This window comes from Leptolyngbya sp. NK1-12 (genome assembly GCF_032598965.1).
Taxonomy (GTDB): Bacteria; Cyanobacteriota; Cyanobacteriia; order Elainellales; family Elainellaceae; genus Elainella.
On the sequence record NZ_CP053586.1, the window covers coordinates 1,268,330 to 1,280,861 of the forward strand.

Here is a 12,532-nt window from a genome sequence, read left to right on the forward strand (position 1 = left end):
AGGAACTGCCTGAAATGGGCCTAGCGATGCAATAGTTGAGCTGACTAGCTGCTGATTTCACTTTCCACCGCTGCATCTACAGCCTTTTTCAGGCTAGTGAAGTACGAAAAACGGGGTGCAAGGGCACTGCCCCTGTGTGGAGGCGAAGCCCCCCATCCCCCATACCTCACATGAGTGAAAAACGCTGTATCTCCTCATGGTATGAGATTCTACTCTCAATCCGATATTGGCAGCCCTAAATCCACATCAAGCAACCTCCTGCGGTATTCTGAAGGCAGAAGCAGTTGCCCGATTTAGTTGCCCGATTTTTGACAGGGAGTCTTGCTCATGGCAGTCACCACGCAACAATTGATCCGATACAAAAAAGAGGGGCGTCCAATTGTGGCTCTAACTGCCTGGGACTACCTGATTGCTCGTGCCCTAGACGAGGCTGGCGTTGACTTGATCATGGTCGGGGACTCATTGGCAATGGTGGCCTTGGGCTACAGCACCACGCTGCCTATTACGCTCGATGAAATCATCCATCATGCTAAGGCCGTGCGGCGCGGTGTAGAGCGAGCGCTGTTAGTGGTGGATCTGCCGTTTATGAGCTATCAGGAAAGCCCCAAGCAGGCCCTACGTTCAGCCGGTCGGATTATGAAAACCACGGGTGCAGCGGCGGTGAAACTAGAGGGTGGTTATCCCGCAATGGCAGAAACAGTTTCGCGGCTAACGCAGGCTGGAATTGCCGTAATGGGGCATGTAGGCTTAACGCCTCAATCGGTGCATCAGTTGGGCGGTTTTCGCAAGCAGGGCAAATCGTCGGAAGCGGCAGAGCGGATTTTGTCGGAAGCAATTGCACTGCAAGACGCTGGAGCCTTTGCCATTGTACTGGAGCACATCCCGGCTGAACTGGCCTTGCAGATCACACAAAAATTAACCATTCCCACAGTTGGAATTGGGGCAGGGCCGCACTGCGATGGGCAGATCTTGGTAACGGCAGATTTATTGGGCCTCTCAAGCTGGCGACCATCCTTTGCTAAAGCCTATGCTGACCTGCATGGAACCATTATTGAAGCCGTACAATCCTACGCCAAAGAAGTGAAAGCGCATGAGTTTCCGCCTTCAGAGGGCGCGTAGAGTAGCAAACAGTTGATAGAACAACCAGATAGAGCAATCAATAGAGCAGAATTCCCATCAGCTTACATAGGGGCATTACGGAATCAGGACAAAGTGAGATGTATTTCCTGATGTAAGCCCCCTTACCAATTCAAGAGAAATTACATCAATAACCACAGAGTCATCTAGATTTCTATTCTGCATACACTCAATATACAGAATAGAAAATTCAGAGTTTCTTTGTTTGTGCTGTTAATACTCCAGGAATTGCAACCTAGCATCAGCAGATGTATAATCCGTCAGTTCATCATGAATGGTTATCAAGATTCACATACGTGTTAACGCAGTAATCTTGGCCAACTTATCTGCTGCTAGTCCTTCCAATTCACTCAGTTGTAGCCATCCTTCTCGAACCAACGAAGCCAGAACAAACACTAGAACCGAATAGCGATAGTCATACTTACCATCGATTTCATGTCTGCGAGCACTCAGAAAGTCATGCAATCGCCAAACATCATCAATCTCAGTGAGTGAACTAGATTGCTCACGTACTGTTTTAACTAGATAATCGAGTTCTCGTTGATAGGCATTGTTAAAAGCAGTGCGAGCAATTTGCTTTTCTGTTTGTGACCATGTAGTATCGGTTGCTTGCATAACAAATTCTGAATCGATTGAGTGCTTTTTCTTATAGTTATCTTACAGGATTCTCCCTTAGCTCTGAACTAAAAAAGTGCCCTTTTAAGAGCACTCCTCTGAATCATTCACCCATTACTGCCAATAACCAGCATGCTAACCTTTACCGTTTTGACTCTCGGTATCGGCAATTCCAAACACCTGGTTAAATACTTTTTCCACCTTGTAGCCAGAATCAATTGACTCTAGCGGATCTTTGCGCAAACGGTGCCGCAGCGCCATTACCACTACCCGTCGGATGTCATCTACCGTTACTTCAGTTCGTCCTTCGTAGGCCGCCAGCGCCTTAGCCGTGCGGTTAGTGACAATATCGCCACGCAAGCCATCTACATCGAGTTCAGCGCAGACCTGGGAAATTTTCACCTTCAGGTCGTGGTCAATCGTCACTGACTTGAGCAATTCCTGCGCTCTGATCAGCTTCTGCTGAAGTGCTTCCTGCTGTGGCTGATACTTTTCTAAAAAGGCTTCCGGCTCTTGATCAAACTCGGAGCGCTGTTCTACTATTTGTACCCGCAGCGCTGGATCTTTCACGGTGCGGATCTCGGCATGGAGGCCAAATCGATCCAACAACTGGGGCCGCAGTTCGCCTTCCTCAGGGTTGCCAGAGCCGACCAAGACAAAGCGAGCCGGGTGACGAATCGAAATGCCTTCCCGCTCCACCGTGTTCCAGCCAGAGGCCGCCGAATCCAGCAGCACATCAACGAGGTGATCATCCAGCAGATTCACCTCATCCACGTAGAGAATGCCACGATTAGCTTGGGCCAACAGCCCTGGTTCAAATGCCTTTACGCCTTCAGAGAGAGCTTTTTCAATGTCAATCGTGCCACAGACCCGGTCTTCGGTTGCGCCCAGCGGCAGGTCGATCATGGGCACTTTCTTTTTTACCGTTTGAATCGGCTGCCCATCTTCTAGCTGCTGTTTAACAACATCGCTCATCAAGCCCGGATCGCTGGGATGGCTATTGAAGGGATCACCTGCTACTACCTCAATTTCCGGCAACACATCCGCCAGAGCGCGAATCGTGGTGGATTTGCCGGTACCGCGATCTCCCATAATCATGACGCCGCCAATTTTGGGATCAATCACATTCAACAGCAGCGCTAGCTTCATTTCCTCTTGGCCGACAATGGCCGTGAAGGGAAAGACCGCTCGACGAGTTGACACTTTAGTGGGACTGGCGATGGCAGTAGTCACAGAATTTAACCCGAAATACTAAACAAAACATGAAATGACTGTTTCCCATTGTGACATAGAGCGGGAAACGAAATCAGCCAGTTAGGCGAGTTGGGCAAATTCATGCGAAATCATTAGGCTGGTAATTGTAGTTCCTGTTGCTCAATTACTTGTTGAATCGTCACTTACCGGAGGTCTCTCTGCACTCGCTCCGGTGATTTTGAGGATTACCTCAGCCATGAATGCCAATAAATTTAATCCTTCTGAATTTCTTCTGGTTCTAGCCATTTTGGGTGTGATTACCGGAGGGCTAGCTGTAGTTAGTTTCTTTAATCAATCGAGTCAAGATCAGGCTGATTGCGTTGAAACACCCCAAGCGCCTGAGTGTGACAGCAATGGTGCAGGTAATGGCGCAGGTAGCAGAGGCGTTATCAATCCGGTTAGAACCTCAGGCGAGAAAAGCAGCCCCAGTAAAGGCAACGTTTCCGGCAAAAGCACTGGCCGCGGTGGGTTTGGCAGCTTTGGGCGCGGTGGATTTGGAGGAGGCTAATGCAGCGGTCCGATTCTGAGTTTAATTACTCTGCCTTTAACAGTCCTGAATTTAACAGTCCGCAGCGACAGCGCCTGTTTCGCTCTCTGGGCATGCCCTGGTACAACCTCTGCCCGATCAACGACGACGGAGTGCCGGAAACCGACAAGCAAGTGCCCTATGCGCTCTACCATTGCCATCGGGTTGCGCCTCGGATGATCCAGGAGATCCAACGCGCCTCGGAACGGGTAGGGCAAGTCTTTGCAGCTCTCCAGCCCCTGATTCGTGCCTTGGATGCCAATACGCTGCTCAGCTACGGGTTCCCAAAAGAGAGCATCCGACTGATCAAACACGACACCCTGCCTCCGTTCTGCATGCGCTTGGACTGGTGCTGAAACGAAGCCACCGGCACGCGGAAAATCATCGAAACCAACTGCCAAACGCCTAGCTTTTGGTTTGAGTGCACCACCGGCAATCGGGAAGTGGCGCGGCATTTTAGCTTAGCTGACCCAACGCCGTTGGCAGAATCGCGGCTGAGTCTGTCGCTCGATCTGCATCTGCAACGGGCGGCCCGTCGGCTCAACAAATCGATCGAGGACTGTCACATTGGCTTTACGGCGTTGAACAACCCGGAAGACATGGGCACAATGAAGTGGCTGAAAAACCATGGCCACTACGACAGCATGGTGTTTCCGATCGAGTGGCTCAGAATCAAAGACGGCAAGTATTTATTTTATGAACGCACAGGCAGGCCGATTGATATTCTGTTCATGTGGTATCCCCTGGAATGGGCGATTCACGATCTAGACGAGCAGGGGCGAGCACTTTGGTCGGCGCTAGAAGAGCTGATCCTGAGCGGCAAACTGGTGATTGTGAACTTTGCCTCGGCGTTTGCCTTGCAGCCCAAAAGCGTTCTGGCCTTGATCACCGATTTGGGGCTAGACGCCTTTAGTGACGAGGCAGCCGCCGCGATTTTTGACTACTTTCCTAAAACCACGCTGACGCCAGACTCATTTCCGGCTTCCTACTTTGCCAAACCGATTTTAGGCAGACAGGGTGAAGGCGGATTTGCCGTTGCTGCCGGTGCAACCAAAGCCCGCAGCAGCAACAATTCGACCTGGTACACCCAGCAAGACTATGTCTATCAGGAATTGCTCGACCTGCCGCAAATCTCGATTGCCGGTCAATCTCTCACAGCTCTCTGGGGCGCTTGGCTCTACAACGATGGAGCTGATCGCTATTGGGCTGGCGGCGTGGGTCTACGAGTTTCGCAAGGCTCAATTACCGATGACTATTCCTACTGGTGCCCGATTGGTTGCTAACAGAGTTCCGCAGAGCCTGAGTTCACGAGCACACATGATTCTAAAATGCCTTTAAACTAGCCAAATAGCTTGGCAGCTTCCTGCTCTGTTTGGCGCTATTCTTTATCGACCTTGAACTATGACAACTCAAGCTCCGATTCCAGTCGTGATCAACGGTGCCGCCGGTAAGATGGGGCGTGAGGTGGTGAAAGCCGTTGCTGCTGCTTCAGATATGGCCCTGGTCGGAGCAGTGGATCGCAATCCCAATTTGCAAGGGCAAGACGCGGGGGAAGTGGCAGGCATCGAAGCGTTGGAAGTTCCGATTGTGAATGACTTGCAAGCAACGCTGGTGATGGCTTTGCAAGAACGCCAGTTGCCGGTGATGGTAGACTTTACCCACCCCGATTCAATCTACGAAAATGTGCGAGCCGCCATTGCCTACGGCGTGCGTCCGGTCGTTGGCACCACAGGGCTGAGCGCCGAACAGATTGAAGACCTAGCTGATTTTGCCGACAAAGCCAGTATGGGTGGTGCGATTGTGCCCAATTTTTCGATTGGCATGGTGTTGCTGCAACAGGCGGCGATTCGCGCCTCTCAGTATTTTGATCACGTTGAAATCATTGAGCTGCACCACAACCAAAAAGCCGATGCCCCCAGCGGCACAGCCATCCAAACCGCGCAATTGCTGGAAGAGATGGGCAAATCGTTTAATCCTCCCAGAGTGACCGAAACAGAAAAGCTGCCTGGAGCCAGGGGAACCCGGACCGAGGAAGGAATTCGTATCCACAGCGTTCGCTTGCCAGGACTGATTGCCCACCAGGAAGTCATCTTTGGTGCGCCGGGAGAAATCTATACTCTCCGCCACGATACGAGCGATCGCGCCTGCTACATGCCGGGAGTGCTGCTGGCCATCCGCAAAGTGATTCAGTTGAAATCGTTGATCTATGGCTTGGAAAAGCTACTGTAACGCGATGCGCAACTTTCATTTGTCTGGCAACTTTAATCGTGTCTATACAAAAATCTGCGTGTTTGCAGACAGATGCGCGAACTCAGTCTAACCATCATGACTTTCAACCTGCGAAGGCAAGGTTTGTCTGTGTAGCTGCGGTTTTAACCGCTTCTCGAAGTCTTAAAAATTGGCAAAAAAATTGCCTGACCCCATAAGCCCCCAAGGTCAGGCAGTTCACCTGTAAGGACGCTTTCCTAGCCGGAAGAGCAAAACAACCCAATTGCCCCCTAGTTGTTCAGCCCTTCCGAATTGCGTTCTCCAGAAGTGATTTCATTGTGTCTTTGTCCATAGGCTTGCGACTTTGGAAGATATACTGAATTTCCCAGCGTTTTAGGCCATAGAAGCGCTGAATTCCGTAATTTAACCCTTGATGGCTGCTTTTCTGGAAGCAAACTGCCATTTGTCATGCCATTTGTCACGCCATTTGTCACGTCACAGAGGGTGGTTGGCGCGAGGATTAAACTCACAAGTGTTAGGCTCAGAATGTAGATTAGATTGGCTGACAACTCGGCAAGGCTGCACCTGGATTGGTATGTTGATTCCGATTACCCGCAAAAAATTCGAGGAATTGATTCCGCTGACGGCTACAGCAGATCAATACAAATATTACTGGGGCAAATTTCCCGATATTTTGCAGCGGGTGCTGATTTCCGTAGCGGCAGTGGTGGCGGTTTTGATTTTAAGGGCCATCACCGGCGGTCGGTTTGAAATCATCATTGCCTTTTTGGGCGCGGCGGCGGGTTTGTATTGGCTCTGGGAGCCGGTTTATCGCGCCACACGCCGTAATTGGGAATGCCGCAAATACAAATACAGCGGCTTCTTTCGGGGTGAAGTCTTGGATTTGTTTGTGACCGAGGAGCTGATCGGCAAAGAAGAAACCGTCAACAAGCAAGGTGAGCTAGTCATCATCGAGAACCGAGAGCGGCGCATCAACCTGGACATCGGGGATGAAACCGGATTTCTTACCACGGTACAGGCTCCGTTGCTGCGCATCCATCGCTCGATCCGGCGGGGTGACGTGGTCGAACTGCTAGTCATGTCCAACCGGCCTGACCTCAGCCGGATTTCGTTTGTTTCGGATGTGTTTTTGCCCGACAATGACCTTTGGGTGTCAGACTATCCCTATGTACGCAAAGATATTTTTATGGATGTCAGCCGTCGCTTGGGGCAGCAGTCGGATGGGTGGCGCGGCGAAGACAATCTAGACAATGAACCGAGAAGACGGATCAGGAAGTTCTAATACCCTTTCCCTTTGAACTACAGACTCAAAACTCAAAACTCAAAACTACTATCAAGTTCGGCTTGCCTTTGAGCTACAAACTCAAAACTCAAAACTACGCGCTATGCCTAACGGCAGGCTATCGCCAACTGCACAGGCTCCACCACCAAAACTCAAAACTGCTATCAAGTTCAGATTGCCTTTGAGCTACAAACTCAAAACTCAAAACTCAAAACTCAAAACTGCTATCAAGTTCGGCTTGCCAGAGATAATCCTTCAGGCTAATTTTGCCTTCAGGACTAAACTGCACCCCTTCTTGTTCTAAAAGCGTGCGCTGCAAATGGTCATCTCCATGCCGAAAGGGGGATTCTGAGATTTCTCCTTTAGCATTGATAACGCGATGCCACGGCACTTCTAAACTATCGGTGACGCGATACAGGGCATAGCCCACCAACCGCGCCTGACCGGCCATGCCCGCTAGCGTAGCGATTTGCCCGTAGGTGGCAACTTTACCGACTGGAATTTGGCGGACAACAGCATAGATGGTGTGGTAGGCAGACATAGGATAGGCTCCTGGCCAACACGGCTACAGCAAATTTGAATGATTGGCTTGGCTGAATTGGATACCCCGATGGTTCAGCGCCAGCAAGCTTGGTATGCTCGTGTCAAAATTCGGTAAAACTGTTTATTAGACTTTGATCTAGACGGACTTTATCTTAAGCGAATTCCTGTGAAAACCAATACCCTTACCCAGTTTGCTTCTGAGTTGCAGCATTGGCTCCATCAAACTGAGGCGGCCTTGCCCGTCTCGCTGCAAAGGCGACTCCAGCGGCTGATTCATCGGACCACGACCGCAAAGGGCTGGCTGTGGGCAGGGATCGGTTTCCTGCTGCTCTGGGTTTGGATCTGGCAGTGGGTGTTGTCGATTGCCGTGGGGCTGAGCGTGATGGTGGGGGTGTATCTGGCGCAGCAAGGCCGGTTAAAGCTGTCTTGGTGGGGCTGGCAAAAGCTATGGCATCGCTCGAATCGGGCAACGACGCTGGCGGCGATGGCTGGTCTGCTGGCGCTGGGCAGTACCTATTTAGCCACAGCGGTTTGGCTCGAGTCGGATCAGCACTGGCTGGCTACGAGTGTTGTGCTGGAGGGATTTGGGATTCTGGCGATTTTTGGTCTCTTGCTTTGGCAAATGCTGGATCGTCAATTTCAGCAGCAGGATCAGGGAAACGAGCAGTTTCAAAAATTTCTGGCGGATTTATCCCATGCCGATCCGCTGAAACGATTGATTGCCGTGCGCCAGTTAACTCAGGCGGTCCTGAATCCGGTTGCTGCCGATACTGGGATGTCGATGGCCCCAGAGCATTTGGCTGAGTGTTTTCGCTTGATGCTGGACCGGGAGACTGAGCCTTTGGTGTGCAGTGCCTTGATGGAAAGCCTGCAACGCCTCAATCCAACCCGTCAGTTAGCAGCGTCGCGACTGAGTCCGATGTCTGCTCGTCCGGTTGGCAAAGCGCCTCATCTGCGGTTTAGCGAGGACTACGGAGAGGCCGATTACGGTGAAGAATAGTTGAGGTTTGTATCGAGGTTTGCGATCTCAGGGTTTGGCTTTAAAGCTATAAGTGAGTCCTTTCAGCTATTAACCCCACTGCAAAACTCGTCTTATGGATCGTTTCTTTACTGTTCAAACGCTCTCGCAAACTCCAAACCCGCAGCAGATTATCTATGCGGCAATGCACCAAGACTATGCCGAGAATTTTGTCTGGGACGAGCGCGAGCATTTCCCCAACGAGGCGGATGCGGGAGCCGTTGTCGTTAAACATTTACTGGCCGGCAACCGGGGCCATTATGGACCGCTAGAACATCCGCAAATCGTTCTTAACTGCGGCTTTTTCCCTCACTCGACGATGCAGCAGATTCGGACTCACAGGGTCGGCGTCTCCTTTGATGTTCAGTGTCTGGCTGGAGATACGGAAGTCACCTTGCTTCACGCATCAGGTCGTCTTAGAAAAATCAAAATCTCTAAACTGTACGATCTATGGGCCAATGGCGAGGCCGCCATCCGCGAGCGGAAGATTCGCGGGCGTCACGGTGAGCCTCCTGGCCTCTATCGCAGAGATTGCAAAACTCGGCTCAGAAACATGAAGCTGCGAGTCCTGAATGAAGAGACCGGCATCTTTGAAATTGGCCATATCCAAGAAGTTTTTGCTCAAGGAATCCAGCCAGTCTATCGGCTCACCTTAGAGGATGGCAAAACGCTAGATTGCACAGAAAATCATCGCCTGTTCACGAGCAAGGGCTGGCAAACCATGAAAGACGCAACAGGTCTGATGGTTGACGCAAATCGAGAGGTAATTGGCTACACGCAAACTTGCTATTTAATGGCCAATGGCGTGATTGTAGGCGAAGGGCTATATCGCAATAAAGAATGGCTACAACAGCGCTTGCAAGCTGGTTTAACTGCAAGGCAAATTGCCGCTGAAGCAGGCTGCTCGATTGAAGCCGTGAAAAAGTGGGTATATGCCTATGGACTACGACTGAATAAGGCTAAGTTGGGTACTCTCAACCCGTGGAATCGAGGGCTGAAGGGCGCTTACCGCCTGAATCTGACTCCAGAAAAGCGCCGGGAGCGACGCGAGCGCAGCAGACAGATTACCCGTCGAGGCCCAGACAGCAACTTTTGGAAAGGCGGCGTCACTGAAGAGCGGGTTGCAATTGGTGCATGGACTCGTACTATTGCTCCTCAGATTCACGAGAAATTTGACTACACCTGTCAGCGTTGCGGGATTCGAGGTGGAACACTCCATGCCCATCATCTTCTGCCTGTCTATGCCTGTCCTGAAAAAGCTTTCGATCCGGCCAATTTGGTCACGCTTTGTAAAACTTGCCATGAGTTCATTCACCAGCAAAACCAGGAATTGAGCTTTGCCCAGACAGTTGTCCCCATTCAAGCCCTGCCTCAAAAACCTAAACCTAGAGGCAACAAGCTGAAAGCGCATCCAGTGAAAGTGGTGCAAATCAAGTATTTAGGTTTGCAGCGAACGTATGATCTGGAGGTTGCTGGAGAGTGGCACAATTTTGTGGCTAATGGTGTCGTGGTTCACAACTCGTTTCGTTACACCGGCAGCCGCATCATTGATGTGGTCGAAGGCAAACGCGACATCGAAGAAGTCTTTTACCTACGTCCAGTTGGCTCCTATAGCGACCGTCAAGGCAAACGCTACGACTACACCGAAACGCTGCGGCAGCAAGACTTAGACTGGTGCCTCAAAGCCTGCTATCGCTACGCCGAGCGGATTCAGCAAGGCTTTTCAGAAGAACATGCCCGTGGCATCATTCCCTTCGATGTGCGGCAGCATTGGGTGATGTCGGCGAATGTGCGCTCTCTGATGCATTTGCTCGATCTGCGTTGGAAGCTAGATGCCCAGCTCGAAGCCCAGCAATTATGTGAGCTGATCTGGAAGTCGTTCAAAGAATGGGTGCCCGCCATTGCCGAGTGGTACGAAGCCAACCGGGCCAAAAAAGCCAGATTGGCGCCCTAATTCACCAAACGCTAGAGGATGCCCTGTAAATCGAGCACAAATCCAGGCAGCACCGCTTCTCCAGAAAGTTGGGTGGGAGCGGTGAGCACCTGTTTCGGCTGACCCGGTCGGTAAATTTCTACCTGTTGCCCCTGCGGATTGAGCAGCCAGCCCAAGCGAGCACCATTGGCCATGTATTCCTGCATTTTGGCCTGTAGCGAACTGAGGCTATCACTCTCGGACCGCAATTCAACCACAAAGTCAGGACAGAGGGGTGGAAAGGTGCGGCGTTCTTCGGGAGTCAGGGCATTCCAACGGGATAGGGCGATCCAGGCAGCATCAGGGGAGCGAAACGCACCGTTCGGCAACTGAAACATCGTGGAAGAGTCAAACGCCTCGCCGGTACCATCTTGGTCCAACCAGTTGCCCAACCGCTGAGTTAGCTTACGATTGCGGCTACCGCTCTCTCCTCCAGTCGGCGACATCACGACTAATTCTCCGGCTGCGGTTCGTTCCAGTTTGGTGTCCGGGTTGGCTTGGCAGAGGGCATAAAACTGTTCAGGTGTGAGGGGCAGCAGCGGTTTTAAGTTGAGAGTGATGGCCGTCATAGTGGAGTTGCTCGCTTCACTCAGGTTACGTACACTATAAATCTTTGCTCTTACATTCAAAAAATACATTCAAAAAACCGTCAGCGGAAAGCCACGATGCGTCTCAGCTTTTGCATGATCGTCAAAAACGAAGCAGAAAACCTGGCTCGCTGCCTCGCTAGCGTCCAGCCTATTGCCGATGAACTGATCGTGCTAGACACCGGCTCCACCGATGACACCGTCGCGATTGCTGAATCATTGGGTGCAAGCGTGCACCATTTTACCTGGACTAATGATTTCTCGGCGGCTCGCAACTATGCCTTGCAGTTTGTCAGCGGCGATTGGGTGCTGGTGCTCGATGCAGATGAGGTATTGGTGCCAGAAGTTGTTCCAGCGCTCAAACAAGCCATGCAGCAGAAAAACGCACTTGTGATCAACCTGATTCGGCAAGAAGTGGGTGCCACCCAGTCGCCCTATTCGCTGGTGTCCCGGTTGTTTCGGCGTCATCCTCAAGTATATTTCTCGCGCCCCTATCATGCGATGGTTGATGATAGCGTAGCTGCGCTGCGGCAAACCGAACCACACTGGCAGGTGGTGAACTGTGCACAAGTGGCGATTTTGCACTATGGCTATGAACCCGGTGCGATTGCCAGCCGCAACAAGCTGGAGAAAGCTCGATCGACGATGGAAGAATTTCTGGCAGCCCATCCCAACGATCCCTATGTGTGCAGCAAGCTGGGGGCGCTTTACGGACGGATGGGAGACTGGCAGCGAGGAATGGTGCTGTTGCAGCAGGGTTTATCCCAACCCACGGATGCACCCGTCTGCTACGAGTTGCACTATCACCTGGGCATTGCCTATAGTCAGCTAAACGATGATCAGCAGGCAGAATTGCACTATCGCAACGCCATCGCCCAGCCAATTCTGGACTCCTTGAAGCTGGGAGCCTACAACAACTTAGGTAACTTGCTGCAAGCTAGAGGTGATTTCATCCATGCTGAGCAGCTCTACCGCACCTGTTTAACCATCGACCCCAACTTTGCCATCGGCCACTACAACTTGGGCATGATCCTAAAGGCAATGGGCCAAATGGAGGCAGCGGTTGCCCACTATCAAACAGCAATTCAGCTCAATCCCAACTATGCCGAGGCTTATCAGAATCTCGGCGTCGTGCTGCTCAAACTCGGCAACGTCCCCCAAAGTTTAGCAGCATTCCGTCAGGCCATTCAATTCCACAAGCAGCAAAACAACCTCAGCGAAGCCAAGCGCCTACAGCAAGGACTAGCAGAGATGGGATTTCAAGTCTAAGTCAAACGCCCTAATTGAATTAAACTTCTGCTCATTAGCTTGTTAGCCTGCTTAGGAATCCAGTGTTATAAAAGATTTTTTAAGTTAGAGGCGGTAACTT

The 12,532-nt window shown here is 51.4% G+C and carries 13 protein-coding genes; 9 read left to right on the forward strand and 4 right to left on the reverse strand.

All coding sequences use genetic code 11. The features are described from left to right. Window positions 1-327 precede the first annotated feature (327 nt). The gene (gene panB / locus HJG54_RS04885; protein ID WP_316433694.1) at window positions 328-1,119 is read left to right on the forward strand and encodes a 3-methyl-2-oxobutanoate hydroxymethyltransferase; all 792 of its coding nucleotides are present in this window, start codon (window positions 328-330) and stop codon (window positions 1,117-1,119) included. Window positions 1,120-1,425: 306 nt separating this feature from the next. Here the strand turns inward: panB and HJG54_RS04890 are convergent, their stop codons facing one another. Continuing rightward, window positions 1,426-1,752, reverse strand: a complete 327-nt coding sequence (locus tag HJG54_RS04890) for a hypothetical protein (protein WP_036002313.1) — start codon at window positions 1,750-1,752, stop codon at window positions 1,426-1,428. Window positions 1,753-1,887: 135 nt separating this feature from the next. Continuing rightward, on the reverse strand, window positions 1,888-2,985 hold the full coding sequence (gene bchI / locus HJG54_RS04895) for a magnesium chelatase ATPase subunit I (protein ID WP_316433696.1): 1,098 nt from the start codon (window positions 2,983-2,985) through the stop codon (window positions 1,888-1,890). A gap of 217 nt (window positions 2,986-3,202) precedes the next feature. On the opposite strand from bchI, the gene HJG54_RS04900 reads away from it, so the two are divergent. The 5 genes from HJG54_RS04900 to HJG54_RS04920 all read left to right on the forward strand — a co-directional run bounded on the left by HJG54_RS04900 (window position 3,203) and on the right by HJG54_RS04920 (window position 7,043). Then, window positions 3,203-3,514: a hypothetical protein gene (locus HJG54_RS04900; protein ID WP_316433698.1), complete on the forward strand. Its 312-nt coding sequence runs from the start codon at window positions 3,203-3,205 to the stop codon at window positions 3,512-3,514. Further along, window positions 3,514-3,888, forward strand: a complete 375-nt coding sequence (locus HJG54_RS04905; protein ID WP_316433700.1) for a hypothetical protein — start codon at window positions 3,514-3,516, stop codon at window positions 3,886-3,888. Before HJG54_RS04900 ends, HJG54_RS04905 begins: the two co-directional genes overlap by 1 nt. Before the next feature lie 24 nt (window positions 3,889-3,912). Then, window positions 3,913-4,815, forward strand: coding sequence for a glutathionylspermidine synthase family protein (locus HJG54_RS04910; protein ID WP_316435605.1), 903 nt, complete (start codon window positions 3,913-3,915; stop codon window positions 4,813-4,815). Window positions 4,816-4,933: 118 nt separating this feature from the next. Next, on the forward strand, window positions 4,934-5,761 hold the full coding sequence (gene dapB / locus HJG54_RS04915) for a 4-hydroxy-tetrahydrodipicolinate reductase (RefSeq protein WP_316433702.1): 828 nt from the start codon (window positions 4,934-4,936) through the stop codon (window positions 5,759-5,761). 574 nt (window positions 5,762-6,335) lie between these two features. Next, window positions 6,336-7,043, forward strand: a complete 708-nt coding sequence (locus HJG54_RS04920) for a phosphate ABC transporter permease (protein WP_316433704.1) — start codon at window positions 6,336-6,338, stop codon at window positions 7,041-7,043. 208 nt (window positions 7,044-7,251) lie between these two features. Here HJG54_RS04920 and HJG54_RS04925 read toward each other — a convergent pair whose 3' ends face one another. Next, complete coding sequence (locus HJG54_RS04925; protein ID WP_316433705.1) at window positions 7,252-7,584, reverse strand: MGMT family protein; 333 nt, start codon at window positions 7,582-7,584, stop codon at window positions 7,252-7,254. A 168-nt stretch (window positions 7,585-7,752) separates the two neighbouring features. Between HJG54_RS04925 and HJG54_RS04930 the strand changes: the two genes are divergently transcribed. Then, complete coding sequence (locus HJG54_RS04930; protein WP_316433706.1) at window positions 7,753-8,586, forward strand: hypothetical protein; 834 nt, start codon at window positions 7,753-7,755, stop codon at window positions 8,584-8,586. Between the two features lie 94 nt (window positions 8,587-8,680). Continuing rightward, window positions 8,681-10,558 (forward strand): FAD-dependent thymidylate synthase, encoded by a 1,878-nt coding sequence (thyX, locus tag HJG54_RS04935; RefSeq protein ID WP_316433708.1) that lies wholly within the window; start codon window positions 8,681-8,683, stop codon window positions 10,556-10,558. 11 nt (window positions 10,559-10,569) lie between these two features. Here the strand turns inward: thyX and HJG54_RS04940 are convergent, their stop codons facing one another. Beyond that, window positions 10,570-11,145 carry a Uma2 family endonuclease gene (locus tag HJG54_RS04940; protein WP_316433710.1) on the reverse strand — a complete coding sequence of 192 codons (576 nt, stop codon included), beginning with the start codon at window positions 11,143-11,145 and terminating at the stop codon, window positions 10,570-10,572. Window positions 11,146-11,241: 96 nt separating this feature from the next. Between HJG54_RS04940 and HJG54_RS04945 the strand changes: the two genes are divergently transcribed. Then, a complete protein-coding gene (locus HJG54_RS04945) occupies window positions 11,242-12,432 on the forward strand; it encodes a tetratricopeptide repeat protein (protein ID WP_316433711.1) in 1,191 nt (396 codons plus the stop codon). The last annotated feature ends 100 nt before the right edge of the window (window positions 12,433-12,532 follow it).